16 protein-coding genes are annotated in these 18,974 nt (G+C 53.0%); 7 read left to right on the forward strand and 9 right to left on the reverse strand.

Annotated features, from left to right (window positions below; translation table 11 throughout):
- Nucleotides 1–26 precede the first annotated feature (26 nt).
- Genes gatB through gatC form a run of 3 tightly spaced genes read right to left on the reverse strand, consistent with a single transcriptional unit; the run spans nt 27 to nt 3,272 of the window.
- Nucleotides 27–1,475: an Asp-tRNA(Asn)/Glu-tRNA(Gln) amidotransferase subunit GatB gene (gatB, locus tag B3007_RS13600; RefSeq protein ID WP_301378346.1), complete on the reverse strand. Its 1,449-nt coding sequence runs from the start codon at nt 1,473–1,475 to the stop codon at nt 27–29.
- Between the two features lie 12 nt (nt 1,476–1,487).
- Complete coding sequence (gene gatA / locus B3007_RS13605; protein ID WP_076516382.1) at nt 1,488–2,942, reverse strand: Asp-tRNA(Asn)/Glu-tRNA(Gln) amidotransferase subunit GatA; 1,455 nt, start codon at nt 2,940–2,942, stop codon at nt 1,488–1,490.
- Between the two features lie 42 nt (nt 2,943–2,984).
- Nucleotides 2,985–3,272 (reverse strand): Asp-tRNA(Asn)/Glu-tRNA(Gln) amidotransferase subunit GatC, encoded by a 288-nt coding sequence (gatC, locus tag B3007_RS13610; protein WP_068435619.1) that lies wholly within the window; start codon nt 3,270–3,272, stop codon nt 2,985–2,987.
- 131 nt (nt 3,273–3,403) lie between these two features.
- Between gatC and B3007_RS13615 the strand changes: the two genes are divergently transcribed.
- The 7 genes from B3007_RS13615 (at nt 3,404) to B3007_RS13645 (ending at nt 12,748) form a co-directional block, all read left to right on the forward strand.
- Complete coding sequence (locus B3007_RS13615) at nt 3,404–4,441, forward strand: rod shape-determining protein (protein WP_068435621.1); 1,038 nt, start codon at nt 3,404–3,406, stop codon at nt 4,439–4,441.
- A gap of 164 nt (nt 4,442–4,605) precedes the next feature.
- The gene (gene mreC / locus B3007_RS13620) at nt 4,606–5,451 is read left to right on the forward strand and encodes a rod shape-determining protein MreC (protein WP_076516385.1); all 846 of its coding nucleotides are present in this window, start codon (nt 4,606–4,608) and stop codon (nt 5,449–5,451) included.
- Nucleotides 5,448–5,927, forward strand: coding sequence for a rod shape-determining protein MreD (gene mreD, locus B3007_RS13625; protein ID WP_287027305.1), 480 nt, complete (start codon nt 5,448–5,450; stop codon nt 5,925–5,927). Before mreC ends, mreD begins: the two co-directional genes overlap by 4 nt.
- Nucleotides 5,924–6,499, forward strand: coding sequence for a Maf family protein (locus B3007_RS13630; RefSeq protein ID WP_301378314.1), 576 nt, complete (start codon nt 5,924–5,926; stop codon nt 6,497–6,499). The genes mreD and B3007_RS13630 overlap by 4 nt, the downstream gene beginning before the upstream one ends.
- Nucleotides 6,500–6,501: 2 nt before the next feature.
- Nucleotides 6,502–7,953 (forward strand): ribonuclease G, encoded by a 1,452-nt coding sequence (gene rng / locus B3007_RS13635; RefSeq protein ID WP_068435642.1) that lies wholly within the window; start codon nt 6,502–6,504, stop codon nt 7,951–7,953.
- A gap of 11 nt (nt 7,954–7,964) precedes the next feature.
- Nucleotides 7,965–11,957: a YhdP family protein gene (locus tag B3007_RS13640; RefSeq protein ID WP_301378316.1), complete on the forward strand. Its 3,993-nt coding sequence runs from the start codon at nt 7,965–7,967 to the stop codon at nt 11,955–11,957.
- Entirely contained in the window at nt 11,957–12,748 is a 792-nt protein-coding gene (locus tag B3007_RS13645; RefSeq protein WP_301378318.1) for a carbon-nitrogen hydrolase family protein, read from the forward strand. Before B3007_RS13640 ends, B3007_RS13645 begins: the two co-directional genes overlap by 1 nt.
- Nucleotides 12,749–12,782: 34 nt before the next feature.
- On the opposite strand, the gene B3007_RS13650 is transcribed toward B3007_RS13645, so the two are convergent.
- The 6 genes from B3007_RS13650 to rapZ all read right to left on the reverse strand — a co-directional run bounded on the left by B3007_RS13650 (nt 12,783) and on the right by rapZ (nt 18,964).
- Nucleotides 12,783–14,513 (reverse strand): bifunctional protein-serine/threonine kinase/phosphatase, encoded by a 1,731-nt coding sequence (locus B3007_RS13650; protein ID WP_301378319.1) that lies wholly within the window; start codon nt 14,511–14,513, stop codon nt 12,783–12,785.
- Between the two features lie 81 nt (nt 14,514–14,594).
- Nucleotides 14,595–15,404 (reverse strand): formate/nitrite transporter family protein, encoded by an 810-nt coding sequence (locus B3007_RS13655; RefSeq protein ID WP_068435634.1) that lies wholly within the window; start codon nt 15,402–15,404, stop codon nt 14,595–14,597.
- Between the two features lie 357 nt (nt 15,405–15,761).
- Nucleotides 15,762–16,274, reverse strand: a complete 513-nt coding sequence (gene yjgA / locus B3007_RS13660; RefSeq protein WP_301378321.1) for a ribosome biogenesis factor YjgA — start codon at nt 16,272–16,274, stop codon at nt 15,762–15,764.
- A gap of 47 nt (nt 16,275–16,321) precedes the next feature.
- Complete coding sequence (mgtE, locus tag B3007_RS13665) at nt 16,322–17,677, reverse strand: magnesium transporter (RefSeq protein WP_301378323.1); 1,356 nt, start codon at nt 17,675–17,677, stop codon at nt 16,322–16,324.
- Nucleotides 17,678–17,806: 129 nt separating this feature from the next.
- Nucleotides 17,807–18,076 carry an HPr family phosphocarrier protein gene (locus B3007_RS13670; protein ID WP_273090845.1) on the reverse strand — a complete coding sequence of 90 codons (270 nt, stop codon included), beginning with the start codon at nt 18,074–18,076 and terminating at the stop codon, nt 17,807–17,809.
- Between the two features lie 12 nt (nt 18,077–18,088).
- Complete coding sequence (gene rapZ, locus B3007_RS13675; protein ID WP_301378326.1) at nt 18,089–18,964, reverse strand: RNase adapter RapZ; 876 nt, start codon at nt 18,962–18,964, stop codon at nt 18,089–18,091.
- Nucleotides 18,965–18,974 lie beyond the last annotated feature (10 nt).

Here is an 18,974-nt window from a genome sequence, read left to right on the forward strand (position 1 = left end):
ATGGCGCTCCCACCTTTGACAAGTGCTTACAACTCCTCAAGCTTCTTCTTCAGCACTTCCATCACCACCTGCGGGTTCACCCCTTTCGCGGCTTTACGCGTCAGACCAATAAACGGCCCCATGGCTTTACCGCGTTTTTCTTCTGGGGTGGCCAGATAGCCTTCCACCAGTTTCGGGTTGTCGACCAGTACCTGAGCAACGATTTCTTCAATCGCACCAGTGTCCGATACCTGCTTCAGACCAAGTGAATCAACGAGGCCATCGACATCGTCGCCTTTACCTTCAACCAGAGCATTAAAGACTTCTTTTGCACCACCGTTGTTAAGGGTGTTGTCTTTAATCAGCTGCAGGATACGGCCCAGTTGCTCTGCCGTGATGTTGAGTTCGTTGATGCCGACTTCGAGGCGGTTCAGTGCAGCAGACACATCACCCTGTACCCAGTTGGCAGTCAGTTTGTAGTCGCCAGCGATTTTCGCTGCGGTTTCAAAGAAGTCTGCGAGGTCACGGTTAGCGGCCAGTACGGCGGCGTCTGTGGCTGACAGGCCGTGGTCGTTTTCGAAACGTGCTTTCTTAGCATCTGGCAATTCTGGCAGCGTTTCTTTTACGGCGTCGACGTAATCCTGATCAATGATGACAGGCAGCAGGTCCGGGCACGGGAAGTAGCGGTAGTCGTTCTCTACTTCTTTAGAGCGCATGGCGCGGGTTTCATTTTTGTCTGCATCGTACAGGCGGGTTTCCTGCAGGATGACGCCACCGTCTTCGAGGATGTCCATTTGACGTTCGATTTCGGCGTTGATTGCGCGTTCTACGTTACGGAAGCTGTTTACGTTTTTAATTTCGGTACGGGTACCGAATTCTTCCTGACCTTTCGGGCGCAGAGAGACGTTACAGTCACAACGCATTGAGCCTTGCGACAGGTCGCCGTCGCACACACCTAAGTAGGTTACGATGCTGTGCATCTTCTTAAAGTAGGCCGCGGCTTCTTTAGCTGTACGCAGTTCTGGCTCAGAAACGATTTCGATCAGTGGCGTACCGGCACGGTTCAGGTCGATGCCTGACATACCGCTGAAGCCTTCGTGCACAGATTTACCGGCGTCTTCTTCGAGGTGAGCGCGGGTTACATTAATGCGACGGGTTTCGCCGTCGTCCAGTTCGATATCAATGTGTCCCATGCCGACGATCGGGTGGTGCAGCTGAGTCGTCTGGTAGCCCTTAGGTGAATCCGGGTAAAAATAGTTTTTACGGTCGAAGACACTTTTCAGGCCGATTTCGGCATCAATCGCGAGGCCGAACTTCACAGCCATGCGCAGTGCTTCTTCGTTAAATACCGGCAGTACGCCCGGCAGACCCAGGTCGACAGCGCAGGCCTGGGTGTTGGCTTCGGCACCGTATGCGGTCGAAGCGCCGGAAAAAATCTTAGACTTGGTGGCCAGCTGAGCATGAATCTCAAGGCCAATTACGACTTCCCATTCCATCATAAACCTCTCTTATTCAATGCCCTGTGGAGCTTTCAGGTGCCAATCAGTCGCTTGCTGGAATTTATGACCAGCATTCAGGATGCGAGCTTCGTCGAAGTAGTTACCAATCAATTGCAGGCCCACTGGCAGGTTGTTTACCTGGCCGCATGGCACAGACATCCCCGGCAGACCGGCCAGGTTGGTTGCGATGGTGAAGATATCTTCGAGGTACATGGCGACTGGGTCGTCGGTTTTCTCACCAAACTTAAATGCTGGCGTCGGTGAGGTCGGGCTCATGATGACGTCGACGTCTTTAAAGGCTTCGACAAAATCATTTTTAATCAGGCGGCGAACCTGTTGCGCTTTTTTGTAGTAGGCATCGTAGAAGCCTGCAGACAGTGCGTAGGCACCGACCATAATGCGGCGCTTAACCTCATTACCGAAGCCTTCACCACGTGAGCGGCAGTAGAGGTCTTCGATGTCTTTCGGATCTTCGCAGCGATAACCGAAACGAACACCATCCATACGAGACAGGTTGGCTGAACACTCGGCCGGTGCAACTACGTAGTAAGTCGGCACAGAGAGGTGGGTGTTCGGCAGTGAAATCTCTTTCACTTTGGCGCCCATTTTTTCGTATTCGGCGATGGCGTTGCGTACCTGCTGCTGCATTTCGGCGCTGATGTCGTCGCGGAAATATTCAGTTGGCAGGCCGATGGTCATGCCTTCAATGCTGTCGTTGAGCGTGCTGGTGTAATCCGGCACGTCGCGCTCAACGCAGGTGGAGTCTTTTTTATCGAAGCTGGCCATCACGTTCATCATCATGGCGGAGTCTTCGACGGTGCGGGTCATGGTGCCGGCCTGATCAAGGCTGGATGCGAAGGCGATCATGCCCCAGCGAGACACGCGTCCGTAGGTTGGCTTCAGACCGGTAATACCACAAAGGGCAGCAGGCTGACGGATTGAACCACCGGTATCGGTTGCTGTTGCACCCGGTACTAAACGAGCTGCAACGGCTGCGGCCGAACCACCGGATGAACCGCCGGGTACGCGGTCGGTGTCCCATGGGTTTTTCACCGGGCCGAAGTAAGAGGTTTCGTTGGATGACCCCATGGCGAATTCGTCCATGTTGGTTTTACCCAGTGAAACGGCGCCAGCGTTATTGAAGTTCTCGACCACGGTTGCGTCGTAGGGGGCTTCAAAGTTGCTCAGCATTTTTGAACCGCAGGTGGTCAATACGCCCTTGGTGCAGAAAATATCTTTGTGCGCCATCGGCACGCCTGTCCATGGTGTCGCGTTACCCGCGGCACGGCGTTCATCGGCGGCTTTCGCTTGCGCGAGTGCTTGTTCTTCGGTGACGGTGATAAAGCTGTTGAGGCCTTTATCGAGGTCTTTAACCCGCGCCAGCAGGTCGGTCGTGATTTCGGTGCTGGAGTATTCTCCGGCGGCGAGATCGCGTGAAATCTCAGCAATAGTTTTGTTGTGCATTCTCAATGTCCTGGAGGCAACTGCCCGCTTATTGGCTGGGCCTTATTCAACTACTCGAGGCACAAGGTAGTGACCTTGCTCGGTGGCTGGTGCAATTTTCTGGAAGTTCTCGCGCTGATTTTCTTCGGTCACTACGTCGGCGCGCAGGCGCTGAACCGCATCAAGCGGGTGAGCCATCGGGTCGATGCCGTCGGTATCGGCAGCAGAAAGCTGATCTACCAGGTCGAGAATATTGGTCAGATTGGTCTGATATTCGGCTATCTGACCGTCGTCGATCTGCAGGCGGGCAAGGCTGGCAATTTTGCGAACCTGATCCTGATCCAGAGCCATGGGTTTACTCCAATGAATACGAACGAATATATAAGTGGGCGAGACTACCACAAATGTCCCTTGCCCTAAATCCCCGCCATTGCTAGAGTTACGGCAATTTTTTGCCATATTTGTTTACGGGAACCCGGTGGATGTTTAAGAAGCTCCGTGGCCTGTTCTCCAGTGATCTGTCTATCGACCTGGGAACCGCCAACACCCTGATTTACATGAGAGATAAGGGAATTGTCCTGAATGAACCGTCAGTGGTTGCCATCCGGACTCAACCTAATGGTAAATCAGTACAGGCCGTCGGTGCCGATGCGAAGCGCATGCTGGGCCGTACGCCCGGGAATATTCAGGCGATTCGTCCACTGAAAGACGGCGTTATTGCCGACTTTGAAGTCACTGAAAAAATGCTCGAACTGTTTATCAAACAGGTACACGAGCGCAGCCTGATGCCGCCAAGCCCACGTGTTGTGGTGTGTGTGCCGTTCCAGGCTACCAAAGTCGAGCGCCGTGCGATTCGTGATTCCGTGATTAATGCCGGTGCGAGCAAGGCGTATCTGATTTACGAACCGATGGCCGCAGCGATTGGTGCTGGCCTGCCGGTTGATGAAGCACGCGGTTCGATGGTTGTTGATATCGGTGGTGGTACTACTGAGATTGCGATCATTTCTCTGAGTGGTGTGGTTTACGCCGAATCTGTGAAGGTCGGTGGTGACCGCTTCGATGAAGCGATTGTGGCTTACGTGCGTAAGCACTACGGCAGTCTGATCGGTGAAGCGACTGCTGAGCGCATCAAGCAGGAAATCGGAACGGCTTACCCAGGTGGTGAAGTCCGTGAAATCGATGTTCGCGGTCGCAACCTGGCAGAAGGTATTCCACGTAGCTTTACGTTGAATTCAAACGAAATTCTCGAAGCTCTGCAGGAGTCCCTGGCGCAGATCGTTCAGGCGGTTAAAGGTGCGCTTGAGCAATCACCACCTGAGCTGTCTTCAGACGTTGCTGAGCGTGGCATGGTGCTGACTGGTGGTGGCGCTCTGTTGCGTGATCTCGATAAACTTCTGAGCGAAGAAACGGGCCTGCCAGTGATTGTTGCTGATGATCCTCTGACCTGTGTTGCACGCGGTGGTGGTAAGTTCCTCGAGAACGCGACCGAGCAGCAGCTGGCCATGGCGGCGCTTGAGTGATCCGGTTTCCGGGCCTGTTAAGAATGCATTCGCAGCGTTCTTTGCTCATATATCTGTAGAAAGGGGCCGTCAGGCCCCTTTTTCTTTTCCGTATCCGGGCCAGACGGTATAGTTGGGCATGATATTTCAACGAGTGAGGCAGCGTCATTAAAGCTCAGTTTCAGGTGCCCCCATTCCAAGGACAGCGAGTCGGCCTGATCGCAGTGTTTTGCCTTGTGCTCATGTGGGTGGATAACCAATATTCCTGGCTTGATTCCGTGCGTTATGGTGTCGGCTACCTGATTGCGCCGGCCCGCCAGACGGCGGTCATTCCTCTTTCGGTAGCCGAATGGATGAGTGAGAACGCGACGCTGCGCCGCGAGCTTCTGAAAGAGAACAAAGTTCTCTCGGCACGTAACCTTGTGCTTGAGCGCAAAGCACAGCGCATGGCCTCGCTTGAGGCAGAGAATATGTCTCTGCGTGAACTCCTTTCGGCGTCAGACCAGATTGATGACAAGGTTCTGGTGACTTCGGTTACCGCCGTTGATCCTGACCCGTACACTCAGCAGATTCTGATTGATAAAGGCGGCAGCGATGGCGTGTTTGTCGGCCAGCCAGTGCTGGATGCTTATGGTCTGCTGGGGCAGGTCATTGATGTGCTGCCGTTTTCTTCTCGTGTGTTAATGATTGCTGATTCAAACCATGCGGTACCTGTGCAGGTAAACCGCAATGGTGTGCGTGCGATTGCGACTGGTACTGGTGCTCTGAACGAGCTGGAGTTGATATACGTGCCTAACACCGCGGACATTAAGGTCGGCGATATGTTGGTCAGCTCGGGTCTTGGCGGGCGTTACCCTAAAGGGTATCCGGTCGCGACCGTCAGCAGCATTCGCAATACGCCGGGCGAATCTTTCGCGACTGTGACGGCAGAACCGACGGCGAAGCTGGATCGCAGCCGTCATCTGCTCTTAGTGTTTACCGACGAAGCTGGGCGAGTTCCCCCTGAGCAGTTGTGGAGGGATGAAGAATGAAATTGCATAGCATTGTGTACGTTATGATCATGCTGTTTGTGGCTTTCGTACTTGAGCACCTGCCTCTGCCTGCAATGGTCGACTGGTTCCAGCCGGCCTGGGTGATGCTGGTTGTGACTGCAGCCGTGCTGGCGGCGCCTTCTGTATTCGGTGTGTGGCTGGCGATCCCACTCGGTCTGATGCTGGATGTCGAGAAAGGTACGCTACTCGGGCTCCATGTGTTGCTGGTGGCGATGCACGTGTATTTGCTGCAGTTGCTGTATCGCCGCATGTATCTGTTTAACGTGCTCCAGCAGGCCGCTGTGCTCTTTTTAATGGTACTGGCAGAGCAGATTATTCATTACTGGTCACTGGCGGTGATGCGCGAAGATGCGACTCCGATCATGCTGCTCGCTCCGGCTCTGACCACGGCCGTACTCTGGCCCTGGGTTTACGTGATTGGTTATCGCTCGCTGCAACGCATGGAGTCTTCATGATTCTCGCGTCTTCATCGCCAAGGCGTCGGGAGTTGCTGACGCAGATCGGTGTACGTTTTCGTATTCAGGCGGCGGATATCGATGAAACTCCTTTTGCTGATGAGCCTGCCGTGGCCTATGTCGAACGCATGGCATTGGAGAAAGCCAGAAAAGTCGCAGAAGGGCATTCGCAGGAAGTGATTCTTGGATCAGACACCAGTGTGATCTTCTCCGGGGAAATTCTCGGAAAACCTGTCAATAATCGTGAAGCTGAAGAAACGTTGCAGCGGCTTTCCGGTCAGACTCATCAGGTGCTCAGTGCCGTCGCTGTGGTTAAGGGCGACAGAGAGAAAGTGATTAGTGTGGCGACTGAAGTCACCTTCCGGTCATTAAGTGATGAAGAAATAGCGCGTTATGTCGCGACCGGAGAACCTGCCGATAAGGCAGGAAGTTATGGAATTCAGGGGATGGGCGCCATTCTGGTGGCAGGCATTTCTGGTAGTTATAGCAACGTGGTCGGCCTGCCGCTGACCGAGACCGCCGCCCTGTTAAATGAATTTGATGTGCCTGTCTGGCATACAGAAGAATTATGAATGTGAACGCAGAGATTTTAATGAACGTCACACCGACAGAGACACGCGTCGGTGTAGTGGAAAACGGTGTACTGCAGGAAATCTTTATCGAGCGTGAAAATCATCGTGGCCTGGTAGGTAATATCTACAAGGGCAAGGTGGTGCGGGTACTGCCGGGTATGCAGGCCGCGTTTGTCGATATCGGTCTTGAAAGGGCGGCGTTTATTCATGCCGCTGAAATCGGTGATGGCGACGCCAATACGCCGATTAACCAGCTGGTGCACGAAGGTCAGTCGCTGGTCGTTCAGGTGACAAAAGATCCGATCGGTACCAAAGGTGCCCGCTTGACTACTCAACTCTCGATTCCTTCGCGCTATCTGGTGTTTATGCCGGGTTCGGTGCATGTCGGTATTTCGCAGAAAATCGAAGAAAATGGTGAGCGTGATCGACTCAAGCAGCTGGTGAAAGACAGTATGGAAGTCGAGGGCCTCACCGGGGAGGCCGGATTTATTCTGCGTACCGCGGCCGAAGGTGTGGGCGAAGAAGAAATCGGTGCAGATACCAGCTACCTGCGTCGCTTGTGGCGAAAACTGCAGGAGCGTATCGCGGACAACAAGCCACCCAGCCTTGTATACGACGAACTGCCTCTGTCGCTGCGGACGATTCGTGACCTGTCCCGTCCAGAAACCAGCAAGCTGTTGATTGACTCCCGCGAGACGTTCCAGAAAATCGAACAGTTCTGTCAGCAGTATGTGCCAGAGGTTGCTGAGAAAATCGAATACTATCCGGGGCCGCGTCCGATCTTTGACCTCTACAGTGTGGAAGATGAAATTCAGCGTGCCCTTGAACGCAAAGTGCCCCTGAAATCAGGCGGCTATCTGGTGATTGATCAGACGGAAGCCATGACCACCATTGATGTGAACACGGGTGGTTTTGTCGGTCGCCGTAATCTCGAAGAAACGATTTTTAAAACCAATCTTGAAGCGGCAACCGCCATCGGTCGTCAGGTTCGTTTGCGTAACCTGGGCGGCATTATCATTCTCGATTTTATCGATATGACCGACACTGAACATCAGCGTCAGGTGCTGCGTATGCTCGAGAAGGTGCTGGAGAAAGATCACACCAAAACCAAGATCAGCGGTGTGTCTGAATTAGGGCTGGTGGAGATGACGCGTAAGCGTACCCGTGAGTCTCTTGAGCACATGCTGATGGAAACCTGCCAGGCCTGTGATGGTCGTGGTGTGGTTAAAACAGCAGAGACCGTCTGCTATGAAATATTCCGTGAAATTCTGCGTGAAGAGCGCGCGTACGAAGCAGGGACTTATCTCGTTCTGGCGAGTCAGCAGGTGGTCGATCGCCTGTTAGATGAAGACAGTCATGGAATGGCTGATCTTGAAGCGTTTATTGGCAAGGCAATTAAGTTGCAGGTCGAAGCCCAGTATACGCAGGATCAGTACGACATCGTCCTGCAGTAACAGGTGTACTGATGTTGCGCTCAGTCTGGACTCAGTTATGGATAACTCTGGTGGTAGCCACAGTGCTGCTCGCCTTTTATACCAGTCTGGGCCGACAGTTAATTCCGCTGATTGAAACTCAGAAGCCTGAGCTTGAGGCGCTGTTGCAACAGCAGCTAGGCTTGCCCGTCAGCGTTGGTACTCTTCAAGGTGACTGGAATCTTCTGTCACCGGTCGTGCGTCTGGAAGATATTCAGGTGGGTGGCGAAGATGAGACCCTTAGTGTTGGGCGCATTGAAGCCGAACTGGATATCAGCGCTACTGCATTTTATTTCTCCCCCGTTTTTAAGCGCATTCTTGTCGAAAACGTGCGTGCGCCTCTGACTGAGAATGAAGACGGCCAGTTATTTCTGGGTGAGCGGCCCTTAATTAATACCTCAAATATTACCGACCCAAAGACAGATAAGGCCGATAAAAAAGCGACACCGCGCTGGCTTGAATGGTTGGGCTATCAGCAGGCTGTGATTCTCAGTGATTGGGAAATTACCAATGCCCGCAGTAGTGGTTCGGAAACGCTCCTGATCCGTAAGGTGTTGTGGCGTAACCGGGGTGAGCAGCATGCACTTGAAGGTGACGTTGCCTGGGGGCGTGAAGAAATTGCCGATGTGTATGTGGGCGCCCAGCTGAAGGGCCCGTTGTGGCCGTGGGACGATCAGGAAGGTCAGATTTATCTGCGTGCCGATGAACAGCAGTGGACCCGCTGGATTCCGGAAGACCTGCCGCGGGAACTCTCGTTGCCGTCATTGCGTGGCAGTATGGAAGGGTGGTTGTCGATTGCTAATGGCGACCTCGATTCTATCTATGTGCGTGGTGAAGTACCGGAATTAATGTTGGATGCACCGGCTAAGCAGCTTGTGCTGACAGACGGGCAGCTGGAAATCTCAGGCGAGCGCAGTGATGAAGACTGGCACCTGAGCATTCGTCAGGAATTCACGCAGAATCTGCCGTTAAACGAACTGCGCCTTAGCTCAGTTCAACTCGATGACGAGCGTGGCTGGCACATAGGTATTCCTCGTGCCGACCTTCAGGACGTCAGTAATTTCATACTGGATTACAACTTGCTGCCCGAACGTTTCAGCCGGTATATCGAGAACCTTGAACCTGAAGGATTGGCAGAAAGCGTACGCATCAGTCTGGTGCCTGAAGTGGCTGAGACAGGTGAACGTGGTGTCGATATCCGGGCAGACCTGAGCGACATCTCGACCAAAGCGTTTATTGGTATTCCGGCCTTTACTGGTGCCGATGGGCATCTGCACTTGCAGCCGCAGGGTGGCGTCGCTCATATTGATGACCCTTCCCTCAGTATGCACCTTGATGGCGTCTACAATCCGACCTGGGATCTGACTGACGCCTCTGCGAGCTTCTATTGGGATATTCAGCCGGAGCTTTTCAATCTACGACTGGTCGACCTCGACGCCGGACTGCGTGATGCCCGTGTTCATGGCGACCTTGCGATTCGCCTGCCGCGATGGGACACGGATGTAGAAAGTCATCTTGCCTTGATACTCGGGATTGATAAGGCGGATATCCGCTTACAGGAAGACCTGGTTCCCGACATGCTCGACCCGTCCATTAATGAGTGGCTCGATGATTCCTTGCGAGGAGGAACAGCTTCTCAAGTCGGCTTTGTATTGAACGGCGTTATCGGGGGCGATATTCCAGACAACGGTCTGACTACGCAGCTTTATCTCGAAGCCGATAACGCCACCATCGATTATCTGGATGGCTGGCCTTCGGTGGCTGGTGTTAAAGGACGTGTATTTCTCGACAGCCCTGATCTGGATGCATGGATTGATGAAGGGCGCACTTTGGGTGGGCAACTGAGTCCGGGGGCGCGGGTTAAATTACGCGACACCCGTGCGGGTACCGAGCTATCCCTTAATGGTCATATCGAAGGTGACAGCAGTGAGGCGTTACTCTATTTGCAGGAGACACCACTGGCGGATCTGATTGATCGATCTCTTGATGATTGGCTGGCTACAGGCTCAGCAGCAACCGATCTCAGTCTGTCGATGATTCTTGGTGACGAAGATGCTACGCCCGATGTTGAGCTGCGCAGTGTGCTCCAGAATACCGGCATTACGCTCACGTCTGCAGACCTGAAATTCAGCGATCTGAATGGTGCGCTGACGTTTGATACCGATACCGGTTTATTCGCCGACAAACTCAGTGGACGTACTTTTGGTGGCGAGTTTACGCTGGATATTAATTCGGTCGCTACCGGCGACAGTTATCGGATTGATGGCGATGCCTCTGGTAGCGCTGACTGGCAATCGTTTAAACAATGGGCGGACTTATTTTTACTCGACCCGGTAAAAGGCCAGTTGAGCTATCGCGCCAGCCTGGGTATTGACCCCGCTGAAGACAATCCGTTTAACCTCCTGATTGAGTCCGACTTGCAGGGCACAGAGATCTCCCTGCCTGCACCTATGGGTAAAGCATCGGAAGATAAGCGTCGTCTCACAGCCCTTGTGACACCGGGAGATACCATTGACGTTTCAGTGAATTATGACGATTTATTGAGTACGTCGGTGCGACTCGATGACGCGGGTGTAACCACAGGTGAAGTGGTGCTGGGTGGTGGCGAAGCGCGTATTGATGATAGCCCTGGCATTGATATTACAGGCCGGGTTCCGGGAACGGTGAATGTCTCAGACTGGTGGGATGTCTGGGATCGTATGATGCTGCTGGTGGAAAAAGCAGATGCCAGGGCGCTGGCTCAGGGCTTACCGACCGAGCTGCCTGAAAATACGCTTGGGAATACCAACCCGGTCAGTTCGGTTGAGCTGACTATCGACTCACTCGATGCCTGGGATATTCCGATCGGAGCTACTCGTGTTTCGGGCGGTCAGGAGTTTGGTGAGTGGACGATCCAGCTCGCTAATGAAGTTGCTCGGGGCACGGTCGTTATCCGCGAAGACGAGAATGATCCTCTGGTTCTGTTGATGGACTTTGTTCACGTACCTGAACCCCAGGAACCGGCATCTGAACAAACGATCGCGTCTGCAGCGGCCGAAACTTCAGCAACTGCTTCACAAAATACAGACCCGATGGCGGAGTTTATCCCGGCAGATGTCAGCGCTATGGATATCACGATTCAGGAGCTTTATTACGGTACTCGTAACTTTGGTCGTTGGCAGGCGACAACGCGTCCGATTCCATCCGGGTTGAGCTTGCAGGTTCTCGACAGTGACATGAAGGGGATTAAACTTCAGGGAACACTGGACTGGGTTTTACGCGAAGGTCAGCATGCAACGCGTATGACGGAGTTTGATGTCCGTGCGAGTAAGGTCGCCGATATTCAGCGCGCCTTCCGTCTGCAACCTGTGGTTGAGGGCGATAAACTCACTGGCAAATTCAGCCTCGACTGGATTGGCTCGCCCGCTGGTTTTGACACCGAAACGTTAAATGGCAAAGCCAATTTCCGTATTACGAACGGACGTGTGAATGCAGAAGGAGCGGCGGCTCTGAAAGCCTTCGGTGCATTGAATTTCAATTCTATTTTCCGGCGTCTTCGTCTCGACTTTTCTGACCTTGTAGGCTCGGGGCTGGCATTCGATACCATGAAAGGCGCAGCGACTATCGAGCAGGGTGTGCTGACGTTAAGTGAGCCTATTACTGTTGATGGTCCGGGCGGTAAATTTCTGACCTCGGGTATGACAGACCTGAATACCACTGAGCTCGATATGAAGCTGGCGGTGACCTTCCCCGTGACTAATACCTTACCTCTGGTCGCCGTACTGGCGGGTTTTGCACCACCCGTCGCCGCATCTATCTACGTCACCGAACGACTCATTGGTGACGAATTGGAGCGCTTTACCAGTGCGAGTTATACCATCTCCGGGACCTGGCAGGAGCCGGACGTAAAACTGAATAAAGCCTTCGATAATGACGTTGAGGGCAAAAAGAGCCGGGGCTTTATGGATCGCGTACTGAGTATTTTTGGCTTGGGAGGAGATGACTGATGACAGGCAGAATTGCAGCGGTGCAATGCACCAGCGTCAGTGATCCGGAAAAGAATAAACGGGCGCTGTCGGTGTTGATTTCTGAAGCAGCGTCTCAAAATGCAGATCTCGTGCTTCTGCCCGAAATGTGCCTGAGCATGAACAGTGATTATTATCAGGAGCTTGCTGAAGACAGCGCAACACTGGACTGGCTGGCAGCTCAGGCTGCCACCCATTCGTTGTGGCTGGTGGCTGGTGCTGTTCCTCAGCCAGCCCCGGGTGATGACGCCCGTGTTCGTTCTGCGTCACTGGTGTTTAACCCGGAAGGCGAGTTAGTTAAACGCTACGATAAAATTCATTTATTTGATGTCGACGTAGGGGATGCTCAGGGAAGCTACCGGGAGTCTGATACCTTTTCTTCGGGCAGTGACATCGTCAATATCGAAACACCTGTCGGCAATATCGGTCTGACGATTTGTTTTGATCTACGCTTCCCTGAACAGTATCAGGCTCTGCGTGACGCCGGTGCAGATATTATTCTTGTGCCAGCCGCCTTTACACATACTACGGGCGAGGCGCACTGGGAAATTCTGTTGAAGGCCCGGGCCATCGAAACGCAATGTTATGTACTCGCGGCTAACCAGTGTGGCTGGCATGACGACAAACGCCGCACCTGGGGGCACTCGATGATTATTGACCCCTGGGGTGAATCACTGGGAATGCTCCATGAGTCGCCGGGTGTGATTGTTGCCGACGTGGATCTGAAAGTGTTGGAAGACCTCAGAAAGAAAATGCCACTCACTCGTCCATAGTGAGTACTCTAAGCGACTGGCCTTGATGTCATCGTCAGACCAGTCGTTCGTAGAGCAGGCCGAGAACTAATATCAGTAAGATAAAAGAAACCCCTTGCCAGAACCTGACCGGATCTCGCTCCATCACCGGTGGGCGTGATTTCTGAAGGTAGACTGAATTCGGATTTCTCAGATCATAAATAAATTCAGCCGGTTCTTTGTAGCGCATCGCTCGTTTAGGGTGGACCGCCTTTTTAATCGCCTCATCAACCCAGACGGGAATAGCACGTCCGCAACTTCGCACAGAGGTGTAGTGCAGTTTATTCAGGTCCTTACGTTTGGTGATGCGGGCGACATCTGAGCCGTACGGTAAGCGCCCGGTCAGTAGTTCGTAAGTAATTGCACCGAGAGCGTACACATCGGATTCTGTAGAGCCCTGTGCTCCCAGAAAATATTCCGGGGCGGAGTATTGAGCCGTGCCAAGTAACGTCAGGCGCTCGAGCGGTGTATCTATTTCGGTGATGCCTGCTACCTGCGTCGAGCCAAAGTCCAGAATTCGCACGGTGCCATCATTGCCGATCATTAAATTATCGGGTTTAAGGTCCTGATGCAGCATTTCCAGGCGGTGAAAGGCCTGAACGCCACGGGCGGCCTGTTCCATAATTTCCCGGACCTGTTCGAGGGTCGGCTCCGGATGATCACGCATCCACTGGTCAAGTGTCTGGCCTTCGATGTATTCGGTGGTGACGTAAATAAAGTTGCGCACCCGATGTGATGGACCCGGACGAACTACGTAAGGGCTGTCGATCCTTCTGGCAATCCAGTCTTCCAGCAGAAAGCGTTCAAGGTACGCCGTGTTGTCACGCAGCTCACCGGATGGCGTTTTCAGGATGAGCGTTTGTTCTGTCTCTGTGTCTTTTGCAAGATACACATGGCTGCGTGGGCTGCTGTGTATCTTGCGCAGAATGTTGTAGCCGTCGAACTCATCGCGCGCCTTCAGAGAGGGAGGAAAGGGGAGCTCGGTGAGCTGTTGATGAACGTCCTCTTTATTCTGATCAAGCAGGTGATCAATACGTAAAATCTGGATCGTCAGGTTGTCGTTACTGTTGTTATCCCGTGCGGCTTCGAGGATTTCTCGTGCGGCACGATCAAGATCCGATGAATATTTATTGATCGTACTGATGACCAGCTCGTCGTTGACGAACTCATAAATGCCATCGGTAGCACTGATAAAGATATCACCGACATTGACTGAGAGAGACAGATAATCAATTTCTAGCTGGGTATCCATGCCTAAGGCACGGGTCAGGTAGCTTTGGTCTTCGGAGGTATAAAAACGATGGTCTGTTGTCAGTTGTTCCAGCTGTTTATCTGCAACACGGTAAACACGGCTGTCACCGACGTGAAAAATATGGGCGGTACGGGATTTAATAACTAACCCATTAAAGGTGCAGACATAGCCTTTATTCGGGTCGTAGCTTCTCAGGTTTCTTCTGGCTTGTGCATGTAGCCATGAGTTTGTTGCCTTCAGTACCCTTAGCCCCGAGGTCTTTACTGTCCATGCTTCTGAGGTGCTGAAATAGTCACTGAGAAAGCTCTGAACAGCGGTAGCGCTGGCGTCATGACTGACGTTGCTGCTACTGATGCCATCGGCGAGAGCCATGGCTACGCCTTTGCTTTCGAGAAGAGGGAGCGTTGGGGTGTGAACGGCGTGAAAGTCCTGGTTAATGGCTTTGACGCCTTTATCGCTGCATTGCCCTGTGCTGACTTTCAGCTGCTCTGACATGGTGTTGCCTCGCAGAAAAAACAGATCTGCCTGTGCAATGTGCACAGGCAGAGTGTATTGCTATCCGTCGAAGGGTAGCGATTACAGAGTACGGTCGGCACTCTGACGTACGTGTGTAAAGTACAGTGGCAGAGCGACGAACACAAAACCACCGACAAGGTTACCCAGTGCGGTAGGCAGTTCGTTCCAGATGATGTAGTCCATCACAGTAAAGTCACCGCCCATGATCATTGAGAATGGGAACAGGAACATGTTGACGATGGAGTGCTCGAAACCCATGAAGAAGAACAGCATGATTGGCATCCACATAGCGAACATTTTAGAGATCGCAGAAGTAGATATCATGGCGCCAACAACACCCATAGATACCATCCAGTTGCACAGCATGCCGCGGATGAAAATAGTCAGCCAGCCGTCTACGCCGTGCGATGCATAACCTACGGTACGTGATTCACCAATGGTTGATACTTTGGCTGCGATTGCGCCGCCGTCAGTGTTGTAGCCATAGGTCAGGATGAAAGAGATCATTACCGCAACAGACAGAGCACCCGCAAGGTTGCCGCAGAATACCAGGCCCCAGTTACGCAGCATCTGCGGAACGGTACAGCCAGGACGCTTGTCGATAATCGCCAGTGGCACCAGAGTGAATACACCGGTCAGCAGGTCGAACTTCATCAGGTAGAGCATGATGAAACCTACCGGGAACAGCACTGCCCCCAGAATTGGCGAACCACTTTTCATGGCGACGGTGATCGCGAATACAGCAGCCAGAGCCAGAATAGCCCCAGCCATAAAAGCACGGATCAACGTGTCTTTGGTCGACATGAATATCTTTTCTGCACCGCTATCCACCATTTTTGTGGCGAACTCAGAAGGCATTAAGTAGGACATAGCATTTCCTCGTAATTTGGGGGGGGTCTATCGGCTTTAAAATGAAAAACGGCGTCGCCCCAGTCGGTGATTTACCGATGGGTGTCGACGCCGTTATCGAATTTTTGTCTGATTTTTTGAGAGCCGTCGTTGGCTCACTCAGGACTCTGCAACCGTCGTGCCATATTTTTTTGTTGGAGATAAAACCCTATTAAAACAGGGGCTTAAGTTATAGCAGTCGGTTCTCAGGCAATGGGCAAGAGTAATCACAGACGATGGCAGTGCGATACTCAGGTGCAGGAAAAACAAAAAATGCGCACTAAGTGCGCATCTTTATAGCGAATAAAAAGTAAGCTGGCGGATCACCGGATGAAGCGTTCAGGCGTTGCTGTCGATCTCTTTAATCAGCTGAAAGAGTTTTTTGAATGCGGTGCCTGGCTTTGGTGGCTCGGCCTGCATCTCTTTCTGAGCATTCCGCACCAGATTACGTAATTGCTGGCGATCTGTATCTGGATAGGTATCAAGAAATTCGTTCATCGCCTTACCATCCTTGATCAGGCGATTACGCCATTGCTCTAACTGGCCCATACGACGACCGAAGGCCTCGCTGGATGGGTCGAGCATATCTATCGCCTCCTGAAGGGCGTCGATGTCTTCCGAGCGCATCAGTTTGCCGATGTATTGAAAGTGACGGCGGCGGGCTTCGTGTTTTTTAATACGACGGCTCTCTTCCAGCGCGGCCATTAGCACATCGGTAATCGGAAGGTCAGTCCATTTGGCAGGCGGAAGGTTGCACAGCGTTTCTCCGAGTTCCTGATAGCGATGCATTTCACGCTTCATTTCAGTCTTACTGACCAGTTCGTATTCGATGTCGTCGTCTTCGTGGGTCATAAGAACTCCGGAGTATTCAGTGGTGATCAGCTCAGCGACTGGTCAGCTTACAGATAGAAGATTGTGGCGAGCCCGAGAAATGACAGGAAGCCGATCACGTCGGTGACGGTTGTCAGTACTACGCCACCGGCGAGTGCCGGGTCGATGCCACGGGCTTTGAGTATCAGTGGCAACGCCGCGCCCGTGACTGCAGCGACCAGTAAATTAATGATAATGGCGGCACCGATAATGGCGGCGATGCCCGGATCGTTGAACCAGAGCAGGGTAATGACCGCGATGACAGCCGCCCAGAGCACGCCGTTAATGCCTGCGACGATAATTTCCCGGTTAAACAGCCAGCGGAAGTTTGCGCTGGAGAGATGCCCCAGTGCCTGCCCACGAATAACCAGGGTCAGGACCTGACTGCCAGCGATGCCGCCCATACTGGCAACGATGGGCATCAGTACAGCAAGAGCGACGACCTGTTCGATGGTTTTATCAAACAGGCCGATGACGGCGGAGGCAGCCAGTGCCGTAAGCAGGTTAATGCCCAGCCAGACAGCTCGACGGCGGCTGGTTTTCAGCGCCGGAGCAAAGGTATCTTCTTCTTCATCCAGACCCACGGAACTCATCAGCGAGTGGTCCGCGGTTTCCCGGATAACGTCAACCACGTCATCGATGGTGATACGACCGATGAGTTTGCCCTCTGCATCGACAACCGGAGCCGATACAAGGTCGTGTCGTTCGAACAGTTTGGCAACGTCTGTGTCCTGCATGGTGGCAGGGATCACCCGGGCGTCGGTGGTCATCACCTCACGCACGGTCTGGTTGGGATCGCTGACAAGAAGCTTGTTGATGGTCAGGATGCCAATAAATTCGTTGTTCCGGTTTACGACCAGAAGGTTATCCGTCATTTCTGGCAGCGTCGGGTGGCGACGCAGGTAACGCATAACAACTTCGAGCGTGATGTCAGGACGGATGGTCACCGTATCGGTGTTCATCAGACCACCGGCGCTGTCCTCCGGGTAGCCCAGTACCTGTTCAAGACGGGTACGGTCCTGCTGGTCCATCGCGTCGAGTACTTCCTGGGTAACGCGTTCAGGAAGTTGCTGCAGGATGTCGGCGACGTCATCGGCGTCGAGGTCTGAAGTGATGTCGACCAGTTCTTCGGCACTCAGGTCCGACAGGAAGTGTGCCTGCAGGTCTTCGCTTAAGTACTGGAGTACTTCACCTTCGAGTTCTTTGTCGACCAGATCCCAGAGCACTTTACGTGCTTTCGGCGGGGACGACTCGATCAGGTGAGCAATATCGGCAGGCGCGAGACCAGAATTCAGGATGCGCTCTACTTTATTCAGGGCACCACTTTCCAGGGCAGCATTAAGGCTGTGGAGTTTTGCTTTTGCCTTTTCTGTGTGCTGAGCCATGGCCGGAATCCGGAGTAAATCGGGTTAACTGATTCTAGCCTGATTGCTCGGTTGATACCACGAAAGTACTCGCAGTTTTGGGCCTAATCAGCTGTTTTAGCGGGGATAATCGTGAAATTTTCCTGAGGGCTATTCTTCTTCATCGAAGCGACGATCAATGAGATCGGTAATGGCATCGACGGCAGCTCCTTCGTCACTGCCTTCCGCAGTCAGGATCAGCTCAGTGCCTTTGCTTGCGGCCAACATCATGACTGACATGATGCTCTTGCAGTCGACCATACGCCCGTCCTTGCCAATTTTCAGCTGGCTGGAGAAGGCTGACGCGGTAGATACCAGTTTGGCCGCAGCACGGGCATGCAGGCCGAGTTTATTTATTATTAGAACGCTTTTCTGGATCATACGGTGTCCGGGTTATGGAGTGGGCAGATTCGCCGCTCGCGCTAGTTCACGGTGACGTACCTGCACGTTCGGGTATTTCATACGGTATTCGGTGGCTAGCTGCTCCGCCAGGTAGACGGATCTGTGCTGACCACCGGTGCAGCCAATTGCGATGGTCATGTAGCTCCGATTTGCTTCGATCAGACGATCCGTCCAGCGAGTCAGAAAATCGCTGATTGATTTCCGCATTTCTCCAACAACATCATAGCTGTTCAGGAATAACTGTACTTCACTGTCGAGGCCTGTGAGTTTTCGCAGGTCTTCGCTCCAGTAGGGGTTCGGCAGGTGCCGTACATCGAAAACGTAGTCGGCGTCTGTCGGGATACCGTGTTTAAAGCCGAACGACTCAAACAGGATCGACATCTCACCGTTCGGACGATCTGCAACCCGCAGGCGAATCATGCTGCGCAACTCGTGAACAGACATGTGGGTGGTGTCTAAGGTCAGGTCCGCCATATTGGCGAGTGGATCAAGGAGGTCTTTCTCCTGGTCGATGGCTTCTGCCAGTGACAGTTCTGTGGTCGTGAGAGGGTGCTTTCGGCGTGTCGCGCTGAATCGTTGCAGCAGAACCTTTTCAGACGCATCAAGATAAACCACGTCGAGCTGATAGTGATCATTAGGCAGATCGAACAGTAGTTGTTCGACAGGCTCTTCTGTCGCCGACAGGTTACGCGCGTCAATACTGACCGCTACCCGGGTGAGCTTGTCGTTAGCATCTGCCTGACTGGCCAATGCGGGTAGCAGCCCGATCGGCAGGTTATCGATGCAATAGAAGCCCAGATCTTCGAGAACGTGCAGAGCGCTCGATTTGCCCGATCCTGATCTTCCGCTGATAACTACCAGGCGCATATTCGACTCC

Origin of the sequence: Thalassolituus sp. UBA675, assembly GCF_002297765.1 — a bacterium.
GTDB lineage: Bacteria > Pseudomonadota > Gammaproteobacteria > Pseudomonadales > Oceanobacteraceae > Thalassolituus.